Raw genomic sequence first — 26,669 nt, forward strand, 5'->3', positions numbered from 1 at the left:
ACCATGAATGATCACAGCAGCGAACTGAAAGGTGGCGACATGAAGCGGACGAACAAGATGGGCGATGCCCCCATGGGCAAACTGACACGGCGCGACGCCGTATTTGCAGGCGCAGCTACCTTTGCCCTGGGTTCCCTGGGTCTGGCGGCGAGTGCTGACGCTGCCGCGCCGGCCACCAAGCCGACGGGCCAGGCCATCCTCGGGTTCTCGCAGGAGGTGACCGTCCTGCATCCGCTGATGACCGCCAACGAGGTGGACCAGGGCGTCTGGTGGAACCTCTTCAGTCCGCTGTGGATGCTCGACGCGGAGGGGGCGATCGTGCCCATGCTGGCGAAGGCGGCTCCGACTGTCGAGAACGGCGGCATCTCGGCCGACGGGCTGAACTGGCGTGTTGAGTTGCGGCGCGATGTGAAGTGGCATGACGGCAAGCCGATGACGTCGGAGGACGTCAAGTATTCGATCGGCCTGATGAAGAACCCGGCCTTCCGCGCCCGTAACCGTACCGCCTTCGACAACATTGCCTCCGTGGGCGTCGAGGGTGACCATGTGATCACGTGGAAGCTCAAGGAGCCATTCGCGCCGATGACTTCCGCGCTGAGCTGGACCTTCATCGTGCCCGCGCACATTCTTTCGAAGGACCCCGACCCAAACTCGACGCAGTTCGCCGCCGCGCCCGTCGGCACGGGGCCGTATCGGTTCGTCAGCCGCAAGACTGGCGACCACGTGATCCTCGAAGCCAACTTGGAATACTTCGGCAAAGCTCCGTCCCTGAACCGGCTCATCTTCAAGTACGTGCCGGACCTGAACGCGATGTACACGCAGTTCAAGACCGGGGAGATTGACTTCGTCGGCCTGCAGGGCATTCCTGCCAACTTCTACAAGGAAGCGACTGCGCTGCGCGGCCGCCGCGTCTACGCCGCGCCCCGCGCCGCGGTGGAGAACCTGACGCTCAACCTTGCACACCCGGTCCTCGCGGACAAGGCGGTACGCAAGGCGCTGAACATTGCAATCGACCGGCAGTCGATCTGTGACCTCGTCTACTACGGCTTGCCCAAGCCGGCGAACAGCCTCCTGACCCCCAAGCACTGGGCTTTCAACCCGAACCTGCCCAAACCCGAGTACGACCCGAAAAAGGCCGCCGCGATGCTGGACCAAGCCGGCTGGGTGCGGGGTACGGACGGCATTCGTGCAAGAAACGGCGTGCGACTGTCCTTCACGAATTCGACGGTCACGGGCAACCAGTTGCGCGCGCAGACGCAACAGCTCATCGCCGACGACTTCAAGAAGATCGGCGTCGAGATGCTGATCAAGAACCTGGTGGCGGCGGTGCTGTGGGCCGACTTCTGGAGGAACTCCGAGTTCGACAGCCTGATGACTGCGGTGACCTACACGATCGCCTCCGACCCGGATGTCACGCACCGCTTCGGCTCCGGCGCCATCCCGAAGGAGACCAAGTCGGGTTCGAACGTGAGCCAGTACAAGAGCGCCGGAGTGGATGCGCTGCTCGCCCGGGGCCGCCAGGAATACAACCTTGGCAAGCGCAAGGAGATCTACGCCAAAGTCCAGGAGCTGATCATGGATGACCTGCCATTCCTGCCGCTGTTCAACGCGGTGGAGGTCGAGGGAACGAAGGCCGGCCTGGACGGCTACGCCGCCAACGTGAACGTGCTGGCGAACAGCTGGAACGCTGCCAACTGGCGCTGGACGGCCTGATCATGGGACGCTACCTACTGCGCCGCTTGCTGCAGTCACTGCTGCTGCTGGCGCTAGTCTCGATGATCGCCTTCGCGATCCTGCATCTCGCGCCCGGGGGGCCGCTAGCCCAGTTCGTGGCCACCGGTGATCTGGGCCAGGAAGACGTCGACCGGCTGATGGCCCAGTATGGACTGAACCGACCCGTGCCGATCCAGTACCTCGACTGGGCCGGGAGCCTCGCCACCGGCGACTGGGGCGTCTCGTACCGCGACCAGTTGCCGGTGCTGACGAAGATCGGCATGCACATCGGGCCCACGCTCGAGCTCATGGTCGCCTCGACGCTGCTCGCCATGTTCATCGGCGGCATGATCGGCATCCTGGGTGCTGTGCGGCGCTATTCGTTCTTTGACCACCTGGCCACGGTTGGGGCGATGGTCGCCCTGTCGATTCCCACATTCTGGTTCGGGCTGGCGGTCATCTATGTGTTCTCCGTGAACCTGGGTTGGCTGCCGGCAGGTAACCGCGAAAACATCGGAGACGGCTCCTTCGTTGACCGGCTGAGCCACCTGGTGGCGCCGTGCATCGTGTTGGCGCTCGTCTCCACTGCGGTCTGGAGCCGCTACATGCGCTCGTCGATGCTCGATGTCATCAACCAGGACTACATCCGTACCGCCAAGTCTAAAGGCGTGCCTGCCATGCGGATCTTGCTGCACCACGCGCTGCGCAATGCGCTACTGCCCATGATCACGATCACCGGCCTGCATGTGTCCACGCTGCTGAGCGGCGCGCTGGTCACGGAAACCGTGTTCACCTGGCCGGGAATGGGCCGGCTGTTCCTCGACAGTGTCAGCAATCGGGACTACCCCGTGGTGATGGGGATGCTGATGTTCACGGCGTGCATGGTGCTGCTGGGTAGCCTGCTCGCGGACCTTCTGTACTCCGTCGCAGACCCACGCATCAAAGGAGCGTCGAAATGAGCGCCGTTCAGACCGTATCGATAGTCCCGCCGCGCCGGACGCTCGCCGAGCGCTATCCAGCCCTGAGGCGCTTCCTGCGCCACCGGGTGGCGCTCCTGGGCGTAGGCGTCGTGCTGTTCATGACGCTCTTCAGCTTCGTGGGCCCCTGGCTGATCCCGTTCAACGACACCGACACCGACATCCGCGCGAGGTTGACGGAGCCGTTCGCGGGCCCGCACGTGTTCGGAACCGATCCGCTGGGCCGCGACGTCTTGGCTCGCCTGATGTATGCCGGCCGTATCTCCCTGTCAATCGGCTTCGCGGCCACCGCACTGTCCGTTGTGGTGGGCGTTTTGGTCGGTCTGGTGGCGGGCTTCTACCGCGGCGCGATCGGTGCCATGCTCATGCGATTCGTGGATGCCATGCTCTGCTTCCCGACCATCTTTCTGCTGCTGGCCGTCGCGGCCCTCATCGAGCCATCGGTCACCTCCATCGTGGTGCTGATCGCCCTCGCAAGCTGGATGGAGGTGGCGCGCGTCGTGGAAGGGCAGATCCGGTCGCTCCGCGAACGAGATTTCGCGCTCGCCGCGGAATCGCTCGGCGCCAGCGACAGCCGCATCATGTTCCGCGAGCTGCTGCCCAACGCCGTCGCGCCCATCGTGGTGGCTGCAACGCTGAATATCGCGCACGCCATACTGGCGGAGTCGTACATCAGCTTCCTTGGCTTCGGCATCCAGCCGCCGACGCCGAGCTGGGGAAACATGCTGGAGAACGCGCAGAGCTATCTGACCAACGCGCCATGGCTCGCAATCGTGCCGGGGCTGGCCATCACGCTGACCGTCACGAGCTTCAACTTCATTGGTGACGGCCTGCGCGACGCGCTGGACGCGAAACTGGATCGATGAAATGCTTGATATGAACCGTTTTGAACCGATTCCCGCCCAGCATGACGAAGCCGCCGTCCAAGGGGAGAAGATCCTGGACGTGCGAGATCTGAACGTCGCATTCCGCACAGGGGCTGGAATCGTGCATGCTGTGCGCGACGTCAGCTTCTCGGTGCGCCGCGGCGAGACACTGGCGCTGGTGGGGGAAACCAGTTCCGGTAAGAGCGTTACCTGCCTGGGGCTGCTCGGCCTCACGCCGCCCGCGCCGTACTGCACGATCAGCGGGTCGGCGCGGCTTGCGGCGCGCGATGGCAAGACGTACGAGCTGGTTGGAACCCCCGAGCGCGTGATGCGCCGGGTGCGAGGAGGCGCCGCCTCGGTGATCTTCCAGGAGCCGATGACGTCGCTGAACCCGGTGCACACCGTCGGCGCTCAGATCTGCGAGAGCTTGCGAATCCACCTCGGTATGAGCACGCGTGCTGCCATGGACCGCGCTGCCGAACTCTTGAACCAGGTTGGCATTTCGGATCCGAAGCGCCGCCTCGCGAACTATCCGCACGAGCTGTCCGGTGGCATGCGGCAGCGCGTGATGATCGCTATGGCGATTGCGTGCGAACCTTCGCTGTTGATCGCGGACGAGCCCACCACCGCGCTGGATGTGACCATTCAGGCGCAGATCCTCGAACTGCTGCAGAAGCTGCAGTCGCAGACTCGGATGGCGATGATCTACATCACGCACAACCTTGGCACGGTGGCGGAGATTGCCGATCGCGTGATGGTGATGTATGCGGGCCGGATCGTCGAGCAGGCCGATGTCGTTGAGCTGTTCACGCAGCCGCGGCATCCCTATAGCCGAGGCCTGATCCACTCGGTGCCGCGACTGCATTCGAATCTTGCCCGCAAAACACCGCTGTTCGCGATTCCGGGCAACGTGCCCGATCCGGCCGCGCACCCGCCCGGCTGCACCTTCGGGCCGCGCTGCAGCCATTTCGAGCCGGGTCGCTGCGATGCCGCAGTGCCGGGCCTGGAGCACGCGGAGCCGGGTCATCTGGTGCGGTGCGTCCGTTGGACGGAACTTGAAGGAGCCGCGTAATGCAGCAGCAACAACAATCTCATCCCGTCCTGATGCAAGTCGAGGGCTTGCGCAAGTGGTACCCGCTAGGTGGCGGCTGGCTTGGCAAGCCAGCGCAGAACGTGAAGGCCGTCGACGGCGTCAGTTTCGAGATTCGCCGAGGCGAGGTGCTGAGCCTGGTGGGCGAAAGCGGCTCGGGCAAAAGCACGATCGGCCGCGCCATCCTGAACCTGGACGCGCCAACGGCAGGGCAGGTGCACTTCGACGGCAAGCCCCTGGTGGGCCTCACGCGGCGCCAGATGCGGCCGCTGCGGCGTGCCATGCAGATGGTGTTCCAGGACCCGTACTCGTCCCTGAACCCGAAGCACACGGTCGAGCAACTGCTCTCGGCGCCGCTGGAAATCCACATGCCCAAGATCACTGTGCAGGAGCGGCGGGATCGGATCGATGCCGTTCTGAAGACGGTCGGGCTGAACCCGGCGCACCGTTCGCGCTATCCGCACGAGTTCTCCGGCGGCCAGCGCCAGCGCATTGGCATTGCCCGTGCGCTCATGACGCAACCGCAACTGCTGGTGGCCGACGAACCGGTGTCTTCCCTCGACGTGTCCGTGCAGGCGCAGGTGATCAACCTGCTGCTGGAGCTCAAGCAGCGGCTCGGCCTCACGATGCTGTTCATCAGCCATGACCTAGCAGTCGTGGGCCATATCTCGGACCGCATCGCTGTGATGTATCTCGGCCGTCTGGTGGAGATCGCCGACGCCGACTCGTTGTTGAACAACCCGCGCCATCCCTACACACGCGCCCTGATGGCGGCCGTGCCGAACATCGATCCGCGGCAGCGGCGCGCGCGCGAACTGCTCAAGGGCGACATTCCGAGCCCACTGGCGCCCCCGTCGGGCTGCGCGTTCCGCACGCGCTGCCCGCACGCCCAACCCGCGTGCGCGAACGGATTGCCCGAACTCAGGTTCGTGGACCGGAATCACGCCACCGCATGCATCCGCGACGACATCTAACGCAAGCTCATGTCTCCATCCATTCTTCGCATCCGCAGCGATGACAAGCTGCCCGACCGAGCCGATGCCGTGGTGATCGGCGGTGGCATCGTCGGCGTTTCCACGGCCTATTTCCTGGCCAAGCGCGGCCTCTCCGTAGCGCTTCTCGAAAAGGGCTACATCGGGGCGGAGCAGTCCAGCCGCAACTGGGGCTGGTGCCGCCAGCAGAATCGCGACGCGCGCGAACTGCCTCTCTCAGCGCTGGCACTTCGCCTCTGGGAGGAGATGAAGCGCGATATCGGTCGTGACCTCGGTTTCCGTCGCTGCGGCCTGTACTACGCATCAGACAATGCGAAGCAAATCGCTACCTGGGAAGAGTGGGGCAGGAAGCATGGGCGACCTTTCGGCGTTCGTACCCGCATGCTCAGTGCTTCGGAGGCTGCGAGCGTCATGAAAGGTAGCGGCACCCGGAAGTGGCTGGGCGGCGTGCACTCGATGGACGACGGCACGGCAGATCCTTCGCTCTCTGCTCCGGTGATCGCGCAAGGGGCACAGGCTTTGGGTGCCACGATCCATCAGGACTGTGCAGCCCGTGGTCTCGACATCACCAACGGCGCGGTCAGTGGCGTGATCACCGAACGAGGTGTGATCCAAACCGACGCCGTCGTGTGTTCCGGCGGTGCCTGGGCGTCCGCGTTCTGCCGCCGGCACGGCATTTCCTTCCCGCAGGCGAGCGTGCGCGCATCCGTCCTGCGAACCGATCCCATCGAAGGCTTGCCGCCGGCGCTGTCGACACCGGAATGCACGCTGACGCGCCGCCTCGATGGCGGCTACATCGTGGCGATCAGCGGCCGGGGGACGCTCGAGTTCACTCCCCAGGCACTGCGGTACGCACGCGAGTTCATGCCGATGTTCATGAAGCGGATCAGGGCGGTGGAATTCGGCATCGGGCGTTCGTTTTTTCGCGGGCCTGAAGCGCTCGGGAGCTGGGACTTCGACGAGGAGTCGCCGTTCGAGCAAATCCGCGTTCTCGATCCGGCGCCCGACCAAGGGGCGATCCGCCACCTGCTCGACTGCGTGAAGCGCCTCTATCCCGCGTTGAAGGAAGTAAAGGTGTGGGACGCATGGGGCGCGTACATCGATAGCACCCCCGACGCCGTGCCGGTCATTTCGCCCGTCGATCAGATCAAGGGCTTCGTGCTCGCCGCTGGGTTCAGCGGCCATGGTTTCGGCACCGGTCCTGGCGCGGGGCACCTTGCCGCGAGCCTGGTCACCGGCGAGCGGCCAGCGGTAGATCCCACGCCGTTCCGCTTCTCGCGCTTCGGTGACGGCTCCAAGGTCACCGTCGGTGCCATCTAACGACTTCTCGGCTGCGGCCTGACCCCATTCACTTTTCTCTATTCAACTAAGGACCATTTCTCATGAGCAATCTCACCTTCTTCAAATATGACGATCTGGGCACCGCGCGCGAAGGCGGTCCGCTGCCGGAACGCGTCATCGACGGAGACGCGAAATTCAAGAATTGGGACGTCGATCAGTCCTCCGATGGAAAGGTGCGCGCCGGCGTCTGGGAGACGACGCCCGGCACCTTCCGGTCCATCAAGGGCGGCACCATGGAGTTCTGCCACATCCTCTCGGGCGTCTCGGAAGTGACCGAGGACGGAAAGCCGCCGGTGCGGGTACAGGCAGGTGACGCGTTCGTGATGAAGCCCGACTTCACAGGCGTGTGGCGCTGCATCGAGACCACGCGGAAGATCTGGGTCGTCTACCAGTAAGCGGCATGTCTTTCGTATACAAGGCCGACCCCGTGCGCGGGGCGGAGTGGTCGCGCCTGTTCGCCACCAAGGCGCCCGACATTCCGTTTCACATCTGGCCCGAAACCGGAACGGCGGGCGACGTGCGCTATCTTGCCGCATGGGTGCCGCCGCAGCACATTGAGCGGCAGTTCCCCAACCTGGAACTGTTCTTTTCGACGGGCGCCGGAATCGACCAGTTCGACCTCGCCGCACTCCCGCCGGAATTGCCGTTGGTGCGCATGGCGGAACCTGGCATTGTCGCGGGCATGGTGGAGTACGCCACGATGGCCGTGCTAGCGCTTCACCGGGACCTGCCAACCTACATCCAGCAGCAGCGCGAGGCCCGCTGGGCGGCGCACCGCGTCTTTCCCGCATCGAAGCGGCGTGTGAGCGTCCTCGGCCTGGGCGTGCTCGGATGCGCTGTGTTGGACCAGTTGCGCACGCTCGGCTTCCAGGTCGCCGGCTGGAGCCGGACGCGCCGCGAGATTGAAGGTGTCGCGTGCTACGCAGGGCAGGCGGAGCTGCCTGCGATGCTGGCCAGCACCGACATCCTCGTGTGTCTGCTGCCCCTTACCCAGGAGACGCGCGGCATCCTCGACTCGACCCTGTTTCAGCATCTGCCGCGCGGCGCATCGCTGGTGCATGTCGGCCGCGGGGCGCACCTCGACCACCAAGCGCTGCTCGATGCGCTCGAGACAGGCTGGCTGTCGGGCGCGGTTGTCGATGTCACCGATCCAGAGCCGCTGACGGCGGATCACCCTTTCTGGGTGCACCCGAAGATCCTGCTCACACCGCACATCGCGAGCATGACGCAGCCGGAGTCGGCCGTGGAACAGGTGCTCGACAACATCCGCCGCCACCAGGCGGGCACACCGCTGATCGGGCTGGTCGATCGTTCGCGGGGGTATTGAGACCATGAACAAAGACATCGAAGACTTGCTGCCGGCCCTGGTCGCGCTGCGGCGCGACCTGCATGCGCACCCCGAGCTGGCATTCGAGGAGCGTCGCACTTCCGGCGTGGTCGCTGCTGCGCTGCGCGAATGCGGCCTTGAGGTGCACGAGGGCATCGGCGGAACCGGCGTGGTCGGCGTTCTGCGCAGGGGCAATTCGACGCGCATGGTGGGCTTGCGCGCAGACATGGACGCGCTTCCGATGCGGGAGGACGCCGAGCGTATCTACGTCAGCCGCCACCCCGGTGTCCACCACGGCTGCGGTCACGATGGCCATACAGCCATGCTGCTGGGGGCGGCTCGGCAGTTGACGCGGGCCGGCAGCTTCGATGGAAGCATTGCCTTCATCTTCCAGCCCGCCGAAGAGGGGCGGGCAGGGGCACGCGAGATGGTGCGCGACGGCCTGTTCGAGCGCTTTGGGTGCGAATCCGTGTTCGCTCTGCACAACTGGCCCGACCTGCCCGCGGGCACGGCCGCCACAAGGCCGGGACCGATCATGGCCGCGGCGGATCGCTTCGACATCGTCGTGCGCGGGCGGGGCGGCCACGCAGCACAACCCGATCTGACACCGGACGCGGTGCTTGCCGCGAGCCAGTTCGTCGCGCAGATGCATACCATCGTGTCGCGGCGGATCCCTCCCACGCAGAACGCTGTTTTGTCGGTGACGCGCATCAGCGGTGGCCAATCGCACAACGTCCTGCCGGCGGCCGTGGAGTTGACCGGCACCGTGCGCAGCTTCGACCCCGCCGTGCAGAACGCGATCGAGCAGGCGATCCGCGACGTTGCGGCGGGTGTCGCAAGCGGAAGCGGCACCACGATCGAGGTCGAGTACACGCGCTACTACCCTGCGACGATCAACAGCCCTGCGCATGCGCAGCTCGCACTCGAGGCAGCGCGCAACGCCGGCCTGGAAGTACAAGTGGCCGCGGCGCCGGCTTTCACGTCAGAAGACTTCGCATTCATGCTCCAGCAGCGCCCTGGGGCTTACCTTTGGCTCGGGCAACGAAGCGAAGACCACAAGGCCCCACTGCATCACCCTTCCTACGACTTCAACGACGACGTTCTGGCGTGCGGCGTGCGCTGGTTCGCAGCCGTCGCGCAGATGGCCCTGCGTTGAACGCAACCTTCGCCAAGAAATGAAATCTACGATGCTGTACTTGTCCACCCGCGGCCATCCCGACCGCAAGCACTTCTGCGAAATCCTGCTGGAGGGCCTTGCGCCCGATGGCGGCTTGTATCTGCCGGAGCAATACCCGCAGGTTACTCCCGAGCAGCTTTCAAGGTGGCGCGACCTGCCGTATGCGGACCTGGCCTTTGAAGTCCTCTCGCTCTATATCGACGACATCCCGGCGGAGGACCTGCGCGCAATCTGCCGCAAGACCTACGCAGAGGAAGTCTTCGGCACGAAGGAGATAGTTCCGCTCAAGAAGCTGGAAGAGGGTGTGTACCTCCAAGCCCTTTCCAACGGCCCCACGCTGGCCTTCAAGGATATGGCGATGCAGCTCCTGGGCAACCTGTTCGAGTACGAGCTGGGCCGACGCGGCGAGGAGCTGAACATCCTGGGCGCCACCTCCGGCGACACCGGCAGCGCTGCTGAATACGCGATGAAGGGCAAGAAGGGTGTGCGCGTCTTCATGACATCGCCGCATGGCCGCATGAGCCCGTTCCAGCAGGCCCAAATGTTCAGCCTGCAGGACGCCAACATCCACAACCTGGCGATCGAGGGCGTGTTCGACGATTGCCAGGACATCGTCAAGGCGGTGTCCAACGACCTCGACTTCAAGCGCAAGTACAAGATCGGCACGGTCAACTCGATCAATTGGGCACGGCTCTTGGCACAGGCGGTGTACTACTTCGCCGGCTACTTCCAAGCCACAAAGTCCAACACCGAACAGGTGAGCTTCACCGTGCCATCGGGCAACTTCGGGAACATCTGCGCCGGCCATGTGGCGCGCATGATGGGCCTGCCGATCGACAAGCTCGTTCTCGCTACCAACGAGAACGACGTGCTGGACGAGTTCTTCCGCACCGGCGTTTATCGGGTGCGCAGCAGCGCCGACACCTACGAAACCTCCAGTCCGTCGATGGACATTTCCAAGGCCAGCAACTTCGAGCGTTTCGCGTTCGACCTGTTGGGCCGCGACGCGGGCACAGTCAGGCGTCTGTTCGGCGAGGAGCTCTCGACGAAGGGCCGCTTCGATCTGAGCGCCGACCCCGTGTTCGCGCTGGCCAGCCCGCGCTACGGGATTGTCAGCGGCAAGAGCATGCACGCCGACCGCCTGACGACGATCCGTGACACGCACCAGCGCTTCGGCGTGACGATAGATACCCACACGGCCGACGGCCTGAAGGTGGCGCGCAACTTCTTGCAGCCCGGTGTGCCGATGATCGTGCTGGAGACGGCGCTGCCGATCAAGTTTGCCGCGACCATCGTCGAAGCCTTGGGTCACGAGCCCGACCGGCCCCCGCGGTTCCAGGGCATCGAAGACCTGCCCACGCGCGTGACGGTGCTCCCGGCCGACGTGGCGCAGGTGAAGGCATTCGTCACCGCGCATCTGTCCTGATCGCAGCATGGCTGTCTTTACCGACGTTCCGTTCGAAGAGGCTGCGGCGTTGTTGCGCCGGTTAGGGCTGGGCGAGCTACGGGCCATGGCCGCCTGCCATGGCGGCATCGAGAACACCAACTTCTTCGTGGACACGGATCGCGGCGAGTACGTCCTGACGCTGTTCGAGCGCCTGACATGGGAACAATTGCCGTTCTACCTGCACCTGATGCAGCATCTGGCCAGTCGCGGCGTCCCGGTGCCCAGACCGGCGCCAGATGCAGAGGGGCGCATCCTCCATCGTCTCGAGGGCAAGCCGGCGGCAGTGGTGGGTAGGTTGCGCGGAAAGAGCGAACTGGCGCCCGACGCCCAGCATTGCAGCGCAGTGGGCGACATGCTGGCGCGAATGCACCTGGCCGGCAAGGACTATGAACGCCACCAGCCCAATCTGCGCGGGCTGCAATGGTGGAGGGAAACTGTGCCGGTTCTGCTGCCATACGTCGGCAAGCACCAGCGCATGCTGCTGCTGGACGAGCTGGCCTTCCAGACACGGGTCAGCTCGTCGCCCAACTACGCAGCCCTTCCGCGCGGACCGGTACATGCCGACCTTTTCCGCGACAACGCGATGTTCGAAGGCACCTGCCTGAGCGGCCTTCTCGATTTTTATTTTGCGGGTTGCGACACCTTCCTCTTCGACATCGGGGTCTGTCTCAACGACTGGTGCGTGGATCTGGACACCGGACGTGCCGACGGCGTACGGAGGGCATCATTTCTGACAGCCTACGAGTCGGTGCGCCCGCTTTTGCCTGAAGAACGTCGTCTGTTGTCAGCCCTTCAGCGAGCTGCGGCCTTGCGATTCTGGATCTCACGACTGTGGGATTGCTACATACCTCGCGAAGCCGCCGTTCTGAACGCCCATGACCCCAGCCACTTCGAACGCGTTCTGCGCCAGCGCGTGAGCGAAGCCGCCGGCGCAGACATTTTCTAGAAAGGACTTGGGCCGACCTGGGCCCTGATGATCGACCATGAGAAGCACCGAAGATTTCTATGCCTCGTTGAGAAACGAACTCGAGGAAATACAGGCCAGCGGCCTGTTCAAGCTCGAACGCCCCATCCAATCGCCACAAGGAAGCCAGATCGCCGCCGCCGATGGACGGGAAGTGATCAATCTCTGCGCGAACAACTATCTGGGCCTGTCATCTCACCCCAGCGTCATCGAGGCCGCCCATGACGCACTGGCTGCGCGCGGGTTCGGTCTGAGTTCCGTCAGGTTCATCTGCGGAACCCAGGATTTTCACAAAACACTCGAAGCGCGCCTCTCGCAATTTTTGGGTACGGAGGACACCATCCTGTACGGGTCGGCATTCGATGCCAATGGCGGCTTGTTCGAGACACTGCTCGGACCCGACGATGCCGTGATCAGCGATGAGCTCAATCACGCGTCCATCATCGACGGCATCCGCTTGTGCAAGGCCAAGCGATACCGCTATCGGCACAACGACGTGATGGCTCTGCGCGAGCAACTGAAAGCGGCGGATGAAGCGGGAGCCCGGTACAAGCTGGTGTTCACCGACGGGGTCTTCTCGATGGACGGGACCATCGCCCGCCTGGACGAAATCCGGAATGTCTGCGACGAGTTCGGTGCCTTGCTGGGCGTTGACGACTCGCACGCTACCGGTTTTCTCGGCAAGCGAGGGCGCGGCACCCATGAATACCGGGGTGTCTTCGGCAAGGTCGACATCATCACGGGCACTCTCGGCAAGGCGCTCGGCGGTGCATCCGGCGGGTTCACGAGCGCAAAAGCGGACGTCGTTCAGTTGCTGCGCCAGCGCTCGCGACCCTATCTGTTCTCGAACAGCCTGGCACCGGTGATCGTCGGCGCGACCTTGAAGGTGCTCGACCTGCTGGAAGCCGACACGAACCTGCGCGACAGTCTGGAGGACAACACGCAGCACTTCCGCGCCGGACTTGCGGCACGCGGTTTCGAACTGAAGCCAGGCGAACACCCCATCATCCCGGTGATGCTCCATGACGCGGACCTTTCCCAGAGATTGGCCCATCGGCTGCTGGAGCTGGGGGTCTACGTGACTGGCTTCTTCTACCCGGTCGTACCCAAGGGCCAAGCTCGCATCCGAATCCAGATCAGTGCGCAGCACACCCGCGCGCAACTGGACGCTGCATTGAGCGCCTTCGCGCAGGCGGGCAAAGAGCTGGGGGTGCTGGCATGACCGGATCGCCTCGCATTCTGGTTATCGGCGCCAATGGGCAACTGGGCACTGAACTCTCTGCTGCTCTGGCGGATCGCTACGGCGCGGACAACGTCGTGGGTAGCGACCGTCTGGAGGAGGGTCGACACGCCAGTCTCCGCTATGAGATGCTGGATGCCACGGACGCAGGCCAGCTCACGCAGGTGGTCGAGAAGCATCGCATTACCCAGATCTATCATCTCGCGGCGGCCTTGTCGGCGACGGGCGAAACTGCACCGGAGTGGGCTTGGAAACTCAACATGGGCAGCCTGTTGAACGTCCTGGAGCTTGCGCGGCACCGCAAGCTGGACAAGGTTTTCTGGCCGAGCTCCATCGCTGCCTTTGGTCCGACAACACCCGCCGAGGCCACGCCTCAACGGACGGTCATGGAGCCTAGCACTGTTTACGGAATTTCGAAGCTGGCCGGCGAGGGCTGGTGCCGCTGGTACCACGAGAACCATGGCGTGGATGTTCGCGGCCTGCGCTATCCCGGACTGATTTCCTACAAGGTGAGTCCCGGGGGCGGAACAACCGACTATGCGATCGACATCTTCCACGCGGCCCTCAAAGGAGAGCGCTACACCTGCTTCCTCGCCGAAGATGAACCCCTGCCCATGCTCTACATGGACGATGCGGTGCGCGGGACCCTGGAGTTGATGGAAGCTCCCAGTTCGGCTATCACCGAACGCGGCAGCTACAACCTAGCCGGCGTGAGCTTCACGCCTCGCGAGATCGCGCAGGAAATACGCAAGTACTTGCCCGACTTCGAGATTGCATATGAGCCGGATTTCCGCCAGGCGATCGCCAGCGGGTGGCCCGATTCCATCGACGACAGCTGTGCGCGGCGCGACTGGGACTGGGCTCCGAGGTACGACCTTTCGGCGACTGTTCGCGACATGCTGCAGAACCTGTCTTCCGGGTTGAAGCCACGCACGGAGAAGGCAGCCGCTGCAATGTGAGAAATTCCGACGGGAACGAGCAACTGGAGATAGGACAAACACCATGACACTGACCCTCGAACGCACGGACCTGATGCCCGGCGCCCACCTCATCGGCGGCGAATGGCGCGAAGCGAGTGACACGCGCCGCTTCGACGTCACCGACCCGGCGACCGGCGCCGCCTTCGCCAGCGTGCCCGACGGCACGGCCGCCGACGCACGCGCCGCGGTCGATGCCGCGCACGCCGCCTTCCCGGCCTGGCGCGCCGTGCCGGCCAAGCATCGCGCCCAGATCATCAAGCGCTGGAACGACCTGGTGATGGCGCACCAGGAGGATCTCGGCCGGCTGATCTCGCGCGAGCAGGGCAAGCCGCTGGCCGAGGGCCGAGGCGAGGTGGCCTATGCCGCCAGCTACATCGAGTGGTTCGCCGAGGAGGCCACGCGCGCCAATGGCGACGTGATTCCCGCGCCGGTGCCGGGACGGCGCATGTTCGCGCTGAAGGAGCCGGTGGGCGTGGTCGCCACCATCACGCCGTGGAACTTCCCGGCCGCCATGATCGCGCGCAAAATCGCGCCGGCGCTCGCGACCGGGTGCACCGTGGTGTGCAAGCCGCCCGAGGACACGCCGCTGACGTCGCTGGCCCTGGTCAAGCTGGCCCAGGAGGCCGGGGTGCCGGCGGGGGTGATCAACATCGTGACCGCCTCGCGCGAGCGCACGCCCGAGGTGGTGGACGTGTGGCTGGACGATGCGCGCGTGCGCAAGATCAGCTTCACCGGCTCGACGCCGGTGGGCCAGCACCTGGCGCGCCGCTCGGCCGACACGCTGAAGAAGCTGTCGCTCGAGCTCGGTGGCAACGCGCCCTTCATCGTGTTCGAGGACGCTGACATCGACGCCGCGGTCGAAGGCCTGATGGCCGCCAAGTTCCGCAACGGCGGGCAGACCTGCGTCTCCCCGAACCGCGTGTTCGTGCAAGCGAAGGTGCACGACGCCTTCGTCGACAAGCTGGCCAGGCGGGTCGGCGCGCTCCAAGTGGGCCCGGCGACCGAGCCCGGCTCGCAGATCGGTCCGATGATCAATGCGCGCGCGGTCGAGAAGATCGAGCGCCATGTGCAGGACGCAATCGAAAGAGGCGCCAAGGTGCTCACCGGCGGAAAGCGCCTTGTGGATCTGGGCCCGAACTATTACGCGCCCACGGTGCTGGTGAATGTCGACGCCACAATGGCGTGCAGCTGCGAGGAGACCTTCGGGCCGGTGGTGCCAATCACGCGCTTCGACAGCGAGGCCGAGGTGATCGCCGCGGCCAACGACACGCCCTTCGGCCTCGCGGCCTACTTCTACGCCAGCGATGTGCGCAGGATCTGGCGAGTGGCCGAGGCGCTGGAGACAGGCATCGTCGGTATCAACGAAGGCGCGCTCGCGGCAGAGGCCGCGCCCTTCGGCGGTGTGAAGGCATCCGGCTACGGCCGAGAAGGCTCAGTGCACGGTCTGGACGACTACATGCACATCAAGTATCTGTGCCAGGGGCAGCTGTAGAAGCGCGAGGTCCCAGCCTGGAATCCTGGTGCGCCTCCAGCAAAGTGGACGTGCCTGGCGAAATGATCGGTCGTCGTGGCCCAGCCGTGCGGAAGCAATCAACCGTCTGTAGGGGTGAACGTACTTATCTTGCGAATCGGTGCGCTGGGTCGCAAACTCGTTGTGCGACAGGGACTTACGAACTCGAAACCTCTGCGCACGATCTGAATTCATAAGTCGTTGATTTCAATGGGAAAACTCGGGACTACCGTGTCATTCCGCACCAAAAGTACGAGCATCCCAAGCCGCAATCGAAGCGCTTGCCGAGCTGCGCTCCGCAGTTCGAATCAACGCTTCAGGCGAAGTGTTCTTGCCTCATGCTCGACGAATCGCAGTCGCGAGCGTCGCGCAAGGAATTTAGTTCTTGCGGCACACCTTGCTGTCCAGGGTTGCCACAACGGCAGTTTGCGTGGAGTCAGTCCTCCAATTCGGAACCGAAGCGCGTGGGATCGATGCTGCAATCAGCGACGATGAACATTCAAAAGGTTTCTGCATCGCCCGCCTCAGTCCAGCTCGACGCGATCTCGCGCTGCTTCTTCATTTGCCGCGCCTGGGTGGAACCAGACGGCCGCATCCAATCCCATCCCTCGAGAATCACTGATGAATGAATTGAACTACCGCCTAGAGACCGACTTCCTCGGATCAAAGCATATTCCGTCGCACGCCTACTGGGGCGTGCACACGGCCCGCGCCGTAGACAACTTCCCGATCACGGGACAGACCGTCTCCCAGATGCCGGAATTGGTTCGGGCATTGGCGCATGTCAAGAAAGCTGCAGCCGCCGCAAACGCCCGGCTCGGCATCATCGATGCGGCCAGGGCCGCAGCCATTAACGACGCCTGCGACGATCTCATCGCCGGTCAGATGCATGACCAGTTCATCGTTGACGTGATTCAGGGTGGAGCGGGCACATCGACCAACATGAATGCCAACGAGGTGATCGCGAACCGGGCCCTTGAGCATATGGGCGCAGATCCGGGCTCCTACGACCTGATCCATCCCAACGATCATGTGAACGCTTCGCAAAGCACAAACGACGTGTACCCAACGGCGCTGCGACTGGCCGCCTGGAACGGCATCGAGCAGCTTCTCGCCGCAATGGCCGACCTGCGCGCGTCGTTCGAGCGCAAGGCCGAGGAGTTCCGCGCGGTACTCAAGATTGGCCGAACCCAGTTGCAGGACGCTGTGCCGATGACGCTGGGCCAGGAATTCGCGACCTTCGCAATCATGATCGGCGAAGACGAGGCTCGGTTGCGCGAAGCTAGGGAGTTGATCACCGAGGTGAACCTGGGCGCCACCGCGATCGGCACGGGTATCAATGCCCCGGCTGGATACAGCGAAATCGTCATTCCCCTGCTGGCCGAATTCAGCGGCATTCCGGTCGTGCGCGCGGCTAACCTGGTCGAGGCGACGCAGGACACTGGTGCGTTTGTCCAATTGTCAGGCGTGCTCAAGCGCGTCGCCTGCAAGTTGTCAAAGGTATGCAACGATTTGCGCCTGCTGTCTTCCGGCCCGCAGGCCGGCTTCGGTGACATCCTCCTGCCGGCGCGCCAGGCGGGCTCCTCGATCATGCCCGGCAAGGTCAACCCGGTTATCCCCGAGGTGATGAACCAAGTGGCGTTCGAGGTGATTGGCAACGACCTGATGATCACGATGGCATCCGAGGCCGGTCAACTGCAACTCAATGCCTTCGAGCCGATCATGGGATGGGCGCTGTTCAAGAGCACCAAGCATCTCGCAAACGCCTGCAAAACGCTCCAAGTCAACTGCGTGGAGGGTATCCAAGCCAACCATTCAGTTCTGTCAAAGCGGGTGGCAGAGTCGGTGACCCTCGTCACGGCCCTGAATCCGATCATCGGCTACGAGAAGGCCGCCAAGATCGCCAAGTCGGCACTGACCACCGGCAACACAATCGCCGCCACGGCCGAGCAACTGGGGATCATGAGCTCCGCGGAAATGACCGCATTGCTCGTCCCGGAGAACCTGACGCAGCCAATCCGGCTTGTGACCCCGAACCGTTGAAAAAGCCCGCGCGGCCCTTGTTGGAGTCCGCCCTGTCGTCAACTTGAGCATCAGGTCATGGCGGCTTGCAGAACCAAGGGGCTTCCAGGATTCAGGAGGCGGTCACGCTTCGCATCCTGGATGAGGTTGGATCGCGCTTAGATCGAAAGACGTCCTTGGATTGCGAAGCCCACGCGGTTCGTTTTGGTGGCATCTGAGCACTGTGGCAATGTGATTGGCAGAGTTCTTGCCGCAGCGCAGCTTCGCGGCGCAACCTCTTTCGACCGCGGCGAGCCGAACAGCTGCGCTGTGGAGCAGTTACTGAGCGGGAATTGTGGAATCGCACGGACAGATGACCGGGAATGCGTAGTCGCGTCCCATCAGAGCCCGGGCGAACAGGTAGGTGTTCCGCGCGCGGTCGCCGAGTGAGTCGAGATCCACGCGCCCGGCGGCGTCGCAGGGAAAGGTCAGGCACTGCATGCTTTCCGTAATCGGAAGGAAGCGCAATTCACGAGTGAAGCTCATGTAAGGGGCTGCGTTCACAGTGTGATGCTGGGATGCCATGATGTCTCTCCGTGGAGTTTTCTCTTTATAGGCGCAGCTTCGCGGTGACCGGTGCCGTTGTGGCCGCTGCAGCAGCAGATCATTGGGGATCGAAGTGCCTTTTCAACAGGAGATAGTCACAGATGTGCGAGGCGAATGCCGGAGCTTCAGAGGTCCCGTTCAAGCTTGGCCAAGATGCTGCGTTTGGCGCCAGAATCGCCGTAAGCGCGCAATAAACCACGCCCTTCCTTCGAGCGCGACGAAGTGTCAGGCTACGTACCCATGTACAAGAGCGTGGGCACGTAATGTCAGAGTTGATTTCGAATTTGGCCAAGCGCTTGGTGGTCGGGCACAAGCGTGATGGTCGCAGCATCTACGACGAGCAGGCCAAGCGCGAGTTGGTCCTAGCGTGTCGTGAGCCCGGGGTATCGATAGCGAAGCTGGCTCGCGATTGCGGCGTCAACGCGAACCAGGTGAACAGCTGGGTGCGCTTGTATGAGCGACAACTGGCCAAGAGCACGGCGCCGAGCGTGGACGTTGTCGATGCGAAGACGCCGGCATTCGTGGCGCTCGAAGTCGCAGCGGCGCGCCAGGAAGAGACGTCATCCATGGATGTGCAGGCACGCCTTCCCAACGGAGTTGTGGTCGACTTGCGTGGTTGCGACATGCAGCAGGCGTCGGCGATGATCGAGGCGCTCGGGAGACTGCGGTGTTCCGCTTCGACGAAGGGTTGAAGGTCTACCTGCATCGCGAGGCCATCGACTTCCGGGTCGGTCTCAACGGTCTGGCGATCCTGGTCGAGCAAGCCCTCGGGTTGGATCCGTTTGCCGAGGCGCTGTACGTCTTTAGGAATCGGCGACGTGATCGCGTAAAGATTCTGGGCTGGCAGCGAAACGGCTTTTGGATGTTGATGAAGCGTCTCGAGCAGGACAGGTTCATCTGGCCCGATGTCGCCACCGTGCCCACGTTGACGGTGGAGCAACTGCACTGGTTGCTCGATGGAATTGATCTCGCGGTGGTCCAGAAGCACCCCCGTCGCTTCTACGAGCGAGTGGCCTGAACGCTCACTGGCAGCTTGCAAAAATAGTTGCCGAATCTTCCTCGACAATGCGATGTTCGAGGAACGCCTGCACGTCATGTTGATCGAAGCAGGCAATGGTTGAGATGCCCACCGCCGAAGAATTCGCAGCCCTGCAGCAAGCCCTGGCCGAGGCCACTCGGCGCAGCGAATCTCTCGTCGGTGAACTGCGCGTGGTGACCACCGAGCGAGACCTGGCACTGGAGCGGCTGCGTGCGTTGCAGCGTCAGTTGTTCGCCGCCAAGAGCGAGGCCCGCAGCACCGACCAGAAGGACCTGTTCCTCAACGAGGCTGAGGCGCTCGCGCCGACCGCGCAAACACTGCCGGCCGAAATCGATGATGAGGACTCGACGCCGGTCGCTGGCCACCAGCGTAAGAAGCGCGGCCGCAAGCCGTTGGATCCTGCATTGCCGCGCGACATCGTGCGTCACGAGTTGCCAGAGTCCGAGCGTGTCTGCGCCCACGACGGCCACGCGTTGGTCGAGATCGGCGCCGAGGTCAGCGAGCAGATGCACGTCATCCCCGAGCAGGTGCGTGTGCTCCAGCACCACCGCATCAAGTACGCCTGCCCCTGCTGCGACAAGAGCCTGAAGGTCGCGCCGACACCAGCTCGCATCATCCCGCGAGGTCTCCTCACCGAGGAGGCACAGGCCTGGGTCATCACGGGCAAGTACCAGTTCGGCATGCCGCTGTATCGCACGGCCGTTCTGTTGCGCCGCTTCGGCGGCGACATCGTGAGCAACACGCTGGCCGCGGGTGTGGTGCGCATCGGCCAGGCCGTGCAGCCCATCATCAACCTGCTGGGTGACCACCTGCTGGACTCGGACCTGATCTACGGAGACGAGACGACCGTGCAGGTGCTCAAGGAGCCCGGTCGGCAGGCGCAGAGCAAAAGCTTCATGTGGGCTCAGATGAACGGCAGCGGACCGCCAGTTCGACTGTTCGCATATGCGCCGGGTCGCGGTACCGTGCACGCGCAGAAGCTCTATGCCGGCATCCGGCGCGGCGCCACGCTCGTGACCGACGGGTATCAGGTCTACGACGGCATCGCCGCGGACCATGGCCTGACGCACCTTGGATGCTGGGTGCACGCGCGCCGACCGCTGATCAAGGCCGAGGAGGCGATCCCGAAGGCAGCCCGGTCACCGGACCAGCTGGCAACACGGTTCATTAAGCTCATCGGCAAGCTCTACCGAGCGGAGGCGCTGGGCAAGGACTGGACGTCAGAGCGCCGTCATCGGCTGCGCCAGCGCTACAGCGCTGCAGTGGTCAAGCAGATCGAACAGTTGCTGCTCGCGCACCTGCACGCCGTCGCGCCCTCAAGCCTGCTGGGCGAGGCGCTGCACTACCTTCACGGTCAGTGGCCCAAACTCATCCGCTTCCTGGACAACGGGACGTGGCCGCTGGACTCCAACCCGGTGGAAAACGCCATCAGGCCGTTCGTCGTTGGACGACGTTCATGGTTGTTTGCCGACACCGTTGGAGGGGCGAACGCCAGCGCCAATCTCTACTCACTCATCGAGACTGCCCGCGCCAACGGTGTCGAGCCGTATCGCTATCTCGTCGCCCTGTTCAAGAAGCTGCCGCTGGCGCAGACGGCCGACGACTACGAGGCGCTACTGCCCTGGAACATCGCGCTGCCAACCTCGTAGCCCAACCCCTGCACATTGACGGCCTACCATGAAGCTGTCCCGCGCCAAGCTTCGGAAACTGATCGAGGACGCGACCGTCGACGCGTACAACGACTCCGAGCAGCGTGTCGGCTTCCTGACCATGATCCAGGAAAACCTCCAATTGCCGTTCAAGACCTATGTGCTCGGTATCGAGGTGCTCGTCGAACGGGTCGACATGACCGCGAGCGAGCAAATCGTCGCGGTGTGCCGCAACGGGCGGACGCGGCAGCGAATTGCGATTCTCGACCTACCACTTCCGAGTCCATTGCCCCGTGGCGTCGAGTGGATCGAGGCCTACCGTCATTGGGACCGCAGCGTCAACTAGACCCCTTCGCCAGGCGGCGCAAGGACGGGGTTCACTGATCGCTTACGAATCGCCGGCCAGTGGTGCCTGAACGCGGGCTATGGACAGGAGAGCGTGGTGGCGGCCGCGGCCGAGCAGATGCGCCGGCTGTGCTATGCCACGGGTTACTTGGCGCTTTCAAGTCTGAGGCGCAACAGGTTGAGTCAGTGGATTGAAGCTGGCAGTTGGTTAGAGACGGGCCGAGTGTTCGGGCGAACACCTCCATGGGCGCGTGCCATGCGTGCGTAGCGCGAGGACGGTTGTTCATGCTGTCGGCGATCCCATCGAGCTCGTCCTGGCTGAACAAGTCGTTCCAGCATGCTCATCGTGACAGTTGCCGCGTTCGATGCCATGGCCGCTCCCCCACACCCCAGGAGTGCGGATGAATTCGTCAGAAAGAGGCCGGGGCAACAACCAGGAAGCCGCCCGATCAGCAATTTCCGCAGCTCGACCGAGAAGCCGCTCGAATTCAGCGGTCAGTGCGCAGCAATAGCGATTCCTTGAGTCCTTCCATCACCACATAGCTGTTGGACTGTGCGATCACCGGCAGCTTCTTCAGGATGTCCCCCAGCAGGCTGCGGAATTCCTCAATGCCGCTCAGGCGCGCCTTGACAAGGTAGTCGAAGGTGCCCGAGACGAGGTGGCACTCCTGCACGTCGGGAACATGCAGCAGTTCCTTGCGCACCTTGTCGAAGACTTCGCCCTATTTGGCCGCCAGCGTGATCTCGACGAACACCAGCAGCTTTTTGCCTAGCGCATTCGGTGCCACGCGCGCGTGGTATCCCGTGATCACGCCCTCGCGCTCCATGCGCTTGACCCGTTCCGAGCAGGGAGAAGTGGACAGGCCGATCTGTTGGGTGAGTTCGTTCGTCGCGATGCGCCCGTTTCGCTGAAGGATGTCGAGGATTTTGCGGTCGGTTTGGTCAATGGCGCGCATTTCACTTCGCGCGTGGCGTTTAGGCCAGGCCGGGAAGGGAGATTCACTGCGGATGTACTTAAGAACCATCAAATCCTCTGGTTCTCAGCGAATAAAGTTGACAAGTTACTCACCAATCTTTGAATTTGCCATGAAAGTCATTGTCCTGGGCGGAGGCGTCATTGGAACGAGCACCGCGTACTATCTCGCCAAGTCCGGCGCCGAGGTCACGCTGCTAGACCGCCAACCCGGGCCAGCGCTCGAGACCAGTTTCGCCAATGCTGGTCAGGTGTCGCCGGGCTACTCCACGCCGTGGGCCGCTCCCGGCATTCCGCTGAAGGCGATCAAGTGGATGTTCCAGAAGCATTCACCCCTGGCGATCCGGCTCGACGGCAGCCTGTTCCAGCTGCAGTGGATGGCCAGGATGCTGCGCAACTGCTCACCCGACCGGTACGCGATCAACAAGGAACGCATGATGCGCGTCGCCGAATACAGCCGCGCGTGCCTGCAGCAGCTGCGCGCAGACACAGGTATCGAGTACGAGCAGCGCTCCGGGGGAACGCTTCAACTGTTCCGCACTCAGGCACAGCTCGACGCGGTCCAGCGCGATATCGCCGTGCTGGAGGAATGCAACGTCGCGTACGAACTTCTCAACGCAGACCAACTCGCCCTGATCGAGCCCAGCCTGGCCCAAGCGCGCGAACGGCTCGCCGGCGGGCTGCGCCTGCCCACGGACGAAACCGGTGATTGCCACCGCTTCACCAATGCGCTGTGCCAGCGCGCGCGCGACCTTGGAGTCGATTTTCGCTTCGAACGAACGGTAAACGGTCTCGTGACCGAAGGCGGGCGGGTCATTGGTGTCCGGGCCGGTGGGGAGCTGTTGAAGGCCGATCGCTTCGTGCTCGCTTTCGGCAGCTACTCGCGCAGCTTCCTGCAGCCGCTCGGTCTGGACCTGCCCGTGTATCCCGTGAAAGGCTACTCGCTCACCGTTCCACTGGTCGATCCGGCCTTCGCGCCTCAGTCGACGGTGCTCGACGAGACCTACAAGATCGCGGTCAGGCGCTTGGACGACCGCATCCGGGTCGGCGGCATGGCCGAACTCGGCGGCTTCGATCTGCGGCTCGACCCGCGCCGTCGCGCCACGCTCGAACTGGTCGTCAACGATCTGTTCCCCGGCGGCGACCTGACCCGTGCCACCTTCTGGACAGGCCTACGACCGATGACGCCCGACAGCACGCCGGTGATCGGCGCGACGAAGTACCCGAACCTCTACCTGAATACTGGACACGGCACGCTTGGCTGGACCATGGCCTGCGGTTCGGCCAAGCTGATCTCGGACATGGTGATGGGCCAGCGCACGGAGATCAGCGCGAGTGGATTGGGTATCGATCGCTATACGCCGAGCGCCGCGCGTGGTCGCTTGAAGCGGCCCGCCGGCGCAATCACATGACACGACCATCGCGCGCCCGCGTCGACCTGGACGCGCTGCGTCACAACTATTCATTGGCACGACGGATGCACGGCGGACGAGCACTCGCGGTGATCAAAGCCAATGCCTACGGACATGGCGCTGTGCGCTGCGCCCAGGCGCTGCTGGACCACGCCGATGGTTTCGCCGTGGCTTTTCTCGAAGAAGCGGCGGCACTGCGGGCAGCGGGCATTGGAGGTCCCATCCTGGTGCTCGAGGGGTTGTTCGACGCCGGTGAACTGAAGGCAGCACGAACTCTGAATCTATGGATCGTCGTGCACCAAGAAGCCCAGCTTCGCATGATCGAAAACGACCGCGCTTCCGGCCATCTGGAAGTCTGGCTGAAAGCCGACTCTGGCATGGGCAGGGCCGGGTTTGCACTCGCCGACGTGCCGAGCGCCCATGCTCGACTGCAAGCGACCGGCAGGGTGTCGAACATCACGCTCATGACGCATTTCGCCAGGGCCGACGAGCCAGGCAGCGATGCGACATCCCGGCAAGTGGCGGCGTTCGATGCCGCAACGGCAGCGTTGCCAGGGGATCGCAGTCTGAGCAATTCGGCCGGCATCCTCCAATGGCCCTCGGCCCGGCGCGACTGGGCCCGGCCTGGCATCCTGTTGTACGGTGCAAATCCCGTGCCGCAGCGAGGCGCAGGGGAGGGCGGCGATGAGCAATTGCGCCCCGTGATGACTCTCGAAAGCGAAGTCTTCGCAGTTCGCACGCTCCAATCGGGCGACGCCCTGGGATACGGCGGAGGCTTCGTCGCGACGGAACCGACGAGGATCGGGCTGGTCGCGATCGGCTATGCCGATGGCTATCCACGCCTTGCGACGACTGGCACGCCCGTAGCGGTGGACGGCACGATCACCCGCGTGGTCGGCCGCGTCTCGATGGACATGCTGACCATCGATCTGAGCAACCATCCTGGATGCGGGATCGGAAGCCGCGTCGAACTGTGGGGCCGGAACGTGTCGGTCAATGAAGTAGCCCGTCGTGCAGGCACGATCTCCTACGAGTTACTCTGCAACGTGAAACGAGTGCCCATTATTTATGAGACGGGCATAGACAAGGTATGGGACCGTTCCGCTGCCAAAGAAGATGCTGGTAACGCGTCAATAACGAAACGCCGTGCCGCAGCGTAGACCCAATTCGGTACCGACCTGCGAGGCGCGCACTTATGCTCAAGTTCACTCTCATCCGCTATTTCCGGAGATTTTGCATGTCCGTGCTGGATTTCAAGGACTTCACTGTCGACGTGGTTGGCACGCTGATCGATTTCGGGGGCGACATGCTCGCCTGCCTGCGCTCAGCCGTGCCTAAGGCTGGCGAAACGGATGAGTACTTCCTCGCCGCCTACCGCCATTCGCGTGCTGACGCCGTGGAGGCCGGGCGATGAGCCCGGACGCGATCGCCACGCCGGTCGCCGACCTGCTGCCCGAACTGGTCGCGCTGCGCCGCGACCTGCACGCGCATCCGGAGCTCGCGTTCGAGGAGCGGCGCACCGCCGGCGTGGCGGCCCAGGCGCTGCGCCTGCTCGGCCTCGAAGTCCATGAAGGGCTGGGCGCCACCGGCGTGGTCGGCACGCTGCGCTGCGGCAGCGGTGCGCGAAGCGTGGGCCTGCGGGCCGACATGGACGCTCTGCCCATGGTCGAGCTGGGGCGTACCGCCCATGCCAGCCGCACGCAAGGCGTTCACCACGGCTGCGGGCACGACGGCCACACCAGCATGCTGATCGGCGCCGCGCGTCAGCTGACACGCACGCGGCGCTTCGACGGCACGGTGCACTTCATCTTCCAGCCGGCAGAGGAAGGCAAGGGGGGCGCCCGCGCCATGATCGAGGACGGCCTGTTCGATCGCTTCCCCTGCGACAGCGTCTACGCGCTGCACAACTGGCCCGACCTGCCGCTGGGCCGGGCGCAGACGCGGGTCGGGCCGATCATGGCGGCGGCCGACCGCTTCGACATCGTGCTGCGCGGCCGCGGCGGCCACGCGGCGCAGCCGCACCACACCCCCGACGCCATCCTCGCCGCGAGCCAGCTCGTCGCGCAGCTGCACACCATCGTCTCGCGACGCATCGATCCGGGCGAATCGGCGGTGCTCTCGGTCACGCGCATCGAAGGCGGTCACAGCCACAACGTGCTGCCGGCGGAGGTTTCGATCACCGGCACCGTGCGCAGCTTCGACCTCGCTTCGCAAGACCGCATCGAGGCCGCGCTGCGCGCCACCGTCGACGGCGTGGCGCTGGCGAGCGGCGTCCAGGCCGAGGTGCGCTACGTGCGCTACTACCCCGCCACCCTCAACACGCCCGAAGAAGCGGCGCTCGCGATCGACGCGGCCCAAGCCGTCGGCCTGCAGGCCGACATGGCGCCGCGTGCGGCCTTCACCTCGGAAGACTTCGCCTTCATGCTGCAGCGCGTTCCGGGCGCCTACTTGTGGCTCGGCCAGGGCCGCGCCGACCCGGGGCCGGACGGGGAGCGCGCGTTGCACCACCCCTGCTACGACTTCAACGACGACGCGCTGCCGCTGGGCGTGCGCTGGCTGTGCGAAGTCGCCGAGCGGGCACTGGCGGGATGAGGTGTTCATCAGCTTCCACACCCGACCATGAGCATCACCGCACTGCACCAATCCGCCACCGGCCTGCAAGACCAGGGCACGCCTGCGCGGCCGCTGAGCGATCCGTCCTGCCGCCTGCGCGGCATCGACGTCGAGCTGCCGGGCGCCGGCGGCAACAAGAGCGGCATCTGCGAATGCGGGGCCGGGCGCTTCGGGCGGCCGTTGCCCAACGCCGAGGTCATGCACATCCTTGCAGGGTCTGCACCTTCACGCCGACCGGCGGCGAAGCGCTTCAGATTCGCGCAGCCGACACCTTGCTCTTTCCGGCGCAAACCACGGGCGAATGGCATGTGCGCGAGCCGCGCTTCATGTGGTTGTGAAGCGCGTCTCGGCAGATGATGCTTTGGCGGCGCTGCCTTCCCATCGCGGGCGCCCCCAACTCGAGAGCG

At 64.1% G+C, this 26,669-nt stretch carries 24 protein-coding genes and 3 pseudogenes; 24 read left to right on the forward strand and 3 right to left on the reverse strand.

Going from position 1 to position 26,669, the window contains the following annotated elements; translation table 11 throughout:
* Window positions 1-3: 3 nt before the first annotated feature.
* The 15 genes from AC1DNF_RS09150 (at window position 4) to AC1DNF_RS09220 (ending at window position 17,667) form a co-directional block, all read left to right on the forward strand.
* On the forward strand, window positions 4-1,713 hold the full coding sequence (locus tag AC1DNF_RS09150; RefSeq protein WP_478148254.1) for a peptide ABC transporter substrate-binding protein: 1,710 nt from the start codon (window positions 4-6) through the stop codon (window positions 1,711-1,713).
* A 2-nt stretch (window positions 1,714-1,715) separates the two neighbouring features.
* On the forward strand, window positions 1,716-2,672 hold the full coding sequence (locus tag AC1DNF_RS09155) for an ABC transporter permease (RefSeq protein WP_478148255.1): 957 nt from the start codon (window positions 1,716-1,718) through the stop codon (window positions 2,670-2,672).
* A complete protein-coding gene (locus AC1DNF_RS09160) occupies window positions 2,669-3,556 on the forward strand; it encodes an ABC transporter permease (RefSeq protein WP_478148256.1) in 888 nt (295 codons plus the stop codon). The genes AC1DNF_RS09155 and AC1DNF_RS09160 overlap by 4 nt, the downstream gene beginning before the upstream one ends.
* Window position 3,557: 1 nt before the next feature.
* Window positions 3,558-4,628 (forward strand): ABC transporter ATP-binding protein, encoded by a 1,071-nt coding sequence (locus AC1DNF_RS09165; protein WP_478148257.1) that lies wholly within the window; start codon window positions 3,558-3,560, stop codon window positions 4,626-4,628.
* A complete protein-coding gene (locus AC1DNF_RS09170; RefSeq protein ID WP_478148258.1) occupies window positions 4,628-5,620 on the forward strand; it encodes an ABC transporter ATP-binding protein in 993 nt (330 codons plus the stop codon). The genes AC1DNF_RS09165 and AC1DNF_RS09170 overlap by 1 nt, the downstream gene beginning before the upstream one ends.
* Before the next feature lie 9 nt (window positions 5,621-5,629).
* A complete protein-coding gene (locus AC1DNF_RS09175) occupies window positions 5,630-6,958 on the forward strand; it encodes an NAD(P)/FAD-dependent oxidoreductase (protein ID WP_478148259.1) in 1,329 nt (442 codons plus the stop codon).
* Between the two features lie 62 nt (window positions 6,959-7,020).
* On the forward strand, window positions 7,021-7,374 hold the full coding sequence (locus tag AC1DNF_RS09180) for a cupin domain-containing protein (protein WP_478148260.1): 354 nt from the start codon (window positions 7,021-7,023) through the stop codon (window positions 7,372-7,374).
* A gap of 5 nt (window positions 7,375-7,379) precedes the next feature.
* Window positions 7,380-8,306 carry a 2-hydroxyacid dehydrogenase gene (locus tag AC1DNF_RS09185; protein ID WP_478148261.1) on the forward strand — a complete coding sequence of 309 codons (927 nt, stop codon included), beginning with the start codon at window positions 7,380-7,382 and terminating at the stop codon, window positions 8,304-8,306.
* A 4-nt stretch (window positions 8,307-8,310) separates the two neighbouring features.
* Window positions 8,311-9,462: an amidohydrolase gene (locus AC1DNF_RS09190; RefSeq protein WP_478148262.1), complete on the forward strand. Its 1,152-nt coding sequence runs from the start codon at window positions 8,311-8,313 to the stop codon at window positions 9,460-9,462.
* A 31-nt stretch (window positions 9,463-9,493) separates the two neighbouring features.
* Window positions 9,494-10,909 carry a threonine synthase gene (gene thrC / locus AC1DNF_RS09195; RefSeq protein ID WP_478148263.1) on the forward strand — a complete coding sequence of 472 codons (1,416 nt, stop codon included), beginning with the start codon at window positions 9,494-9,496 and terminating at the stop codon, window positions 10,907-10,909.
* 7 nt (window positions 10,910-10,916) lie between these two features.
* Window positions 10,917-11,876 (forward strand): homoserine kinase, encoded by a 960-nt coding sequence (locus tag AC1DNF_RS09200; RefSeq protein WP_478148264.1) that lies wholly within the window; start codon window positions 10,917-10,919, stop codon window positions 11,874-11,876.
* A gap of 37 nt (window positions 11,877-11,913) precedes the next feature.
* Window positions 11,914-13,116, forward strand: a complete 1,203-nt coding sequence (gene kbl / locus AC1DNF_RS09205; protein WP_478148265.1) for a glycine C-acetyltransferase — start codon at window positions 11,914-11,916, stop codon at window positions 13,114-13,116.
* Window positions 13,113-14,093: an NAD-dependent epimerase/dehydratase family protein gene (locus tag AC1DNF_RS09210; RefSeq protein WP_478148266.1), complete on the forward strand. Its 981-nt coding sequence runs from the start codon at window positions 13,113-13,115 to the stop codon at window positions 14,091-14,093. Before kbl ends, AC1DNF_RS09210 begins: the two co-directional genes overlap by 4 nt.
* 43 nt (window positions 14,094-14,136) lie before the next feature.
* On the forward strand, window positions 14,137-15,606 hold the full coding sequence (locus tag AC1DNF_RS09215; RefSeq protein ID WP_478148267.1) for an NAD-dependent succinate-semialdehyde dehydrogenase: 1,470 nt from the start codon (window positions 14,137-14,139) through the stop codon (window positions 15,604-15,606).
* 639 nt (window positions 15,607-16,245) lie between these two features.
* Window positions 16,246-17,667 (forward strand): aspartate ammonia-lyase, encoded by a 1,422-nt coding sequence (locus tag AC1DNF_RS09220; protein ID WP_478148268.1) that lies wholly within the window; start codon window positions 16,246-16,248, stop codon window positions 17,665-17,667.
* A gap of 297 nt (window positions 17,668-17,964) precedes the next feature.
* Here AC1DNF_RS09220 and AC1DNF_RS09225 read toward each other — a convergent pair whose 3' ends face one another.
* Window positions 17,965-18,210: a hypothetical protein gene (locus AC1DNF_RS09225; RefSeq protein ID WP_478148269.1), complete on the reverse strand. Its 246-nt coding sequence runs from the start codon at window positions 18,208-18,210 to the stop codon at window positions 17,965-17,967.
* 284 nt (window positions 18,211-18,494) lie between these two features.
* Between AC1DNF_RS09225 and tnpA the strand changes: the two genes are divergently transcribed.
* The 4 genes from tnpA (at window position 18,495) to AC1DNF_RS09245 (ending at window position 21,265) form a co-directional block, all read left to right on the forward strand.
* Complete coding sequence (gene tnpA / locus AC1DNF_RS09230; protein WP_478148270.1) at window positions 18,495-18,923, forward strand: IS66-like element accessory protein TnpA; 429 nt, start codon at window positions 18,495-18,497, stop codon at window positions 18,921-18,923.
* Entirely contained in the window at window positions 18,899-19,249 is a 351-nt protein-coding gene (gene tnpB / locus AC1DNF_RS09235) for an IS66 family insertion sequence element accessory protein TnpB (RefSeq protein ID WP_028250660.1), read from the forward strand. Before tnpA ends, tnpB begins: the two co-directional genes overlap by 25 nt.
* A 104-nt stretch (window positions 19,250-19,353) precedes the next feature.
* A complete protein-coding gene (tnpC, locus tag AC1DNF_RS09240; protein ID WP_478148271.1) occupies window positions 19,354-20,919 on the forward strand; it encodes an IS66 family transposase in 1,566 nt (521 codons plus the stop codon).
* Window positions 20,920-20,947: 28 nt separating this feature from the next.
* Window positions 20,948-21,265 carry a calcium-binding protein gene (locus tag AC1DNF_RS09245; RefSeq protein ID WP_478148272.1) on the forward strand — a complete coding sequence of 106 codons (318 nt, stop codon included), beginning with the start codon at window positions 20,948-20,950 and terminating at the stop codon, window positions 21,263-21,265.
* A gap of 220 nt (window positions 21,266-21,485) precedes the next feature.
* Here AC1DNF_RS09245 and AC1DNF_RS09250 read toward each other — a convergent pair.
* Both AC1DNF_RS09250 and AC1DNF_RS09255 read right to left on the reverse strand, forming a co-directional pair.
* A pseudogene (locus tag AC1DNF_RS09250) lies at window positions 21,486-21,590 on the reverse strand (IS30 family transposase); the annotation flags it as partial.
* 162 nt (window positions 21,591-21,752) lie between these two features.
* Window positions 21,753-22,220: pseudogene (locus tag AC1DNF_RS09255) on the reverse strand (winged helix-turn-helix transcriptional regulator).
* Window positions 22,221-22,272: 52 nt separating this feature from the next.
* Between AC1DNF_RS09255 and AC1DNF_RS09260 the strand changes: the two are divergent.
* The 5 genes and pseudogenes from AC1DNF_RS09260 to AC1DNF_RS09280 all read left to right on the forward strand — a co-directional run bounded on the left by AC1DNF_RS09260 (window position 22,273) and on the right by AC1DNF_RS09280 (window position 26,619).
* Window positions 22,273-23,649 carry a D-amino acid dehydrogenase gene (locus AC1DNF_RS09260; RefSeq protein WP_478148273.1) on the forward strand — a complete coding sequence of 459 codons (1,377 nt, stop codon included), beginning with the start codon at window positions 22,273-22,275 and terminating at the stop codon, window positions 23,647-23,649.
* A complete protein-coding gene (gene alr, locus AC1DNF_RS09265) occupies window positions 23,646-24,809 on the forward strand; it encodes an alanine racemase (RefSeq protein ID WP_478148274.1) in 1,164 nt (387 codons plus the stop codon). The genes AC1DNF_RS09260 and alr overlap by 4 nt, the downstream gene beginning before the upstream one ends.
* A 77-nt stretch (window positions 24,810-24,886) precedes the next feature.
* Window positions 24,887-25,039 (forward strand): annotated as a pseudogene (locus tag AC1DNF_RS09270) (HAD family hydrolase); the annotation flags it as partial.
* A 20-nt stretch (window positions 25,040-25,059) separates the two neighbouring features.
* The gene (locus AC1DNF_RS09275; protein ID WP_478148275.1) at window positions 25,060-26,241 is read left to right on the forward strand and encodes a M20 aminoacylase family protein; all 1,182 of its coding nucleotides are present in this window, start codon (window positions 25,060-25,062) and stop codon (window positions 26,239-26,241) included.
* 27 nt (window positions 26,242-26,268) lie between these two features.
* Complete coding sequence (locus tag AC1DNF_RS09280; RefSeq protein ID WP_478148276.1) at window positions 26,269-26,619, forward strand: hypothetical protein; 351 nt, start codon at window positions 26,269-26,271, stop codon at window positions 26,617-26,619.
* Window positions 26,620-26,669 lie beyond the last annotated feature (50 nt).

This window comes from Variovorax sp. 01T432 (genome assembly GCF_056398605.1).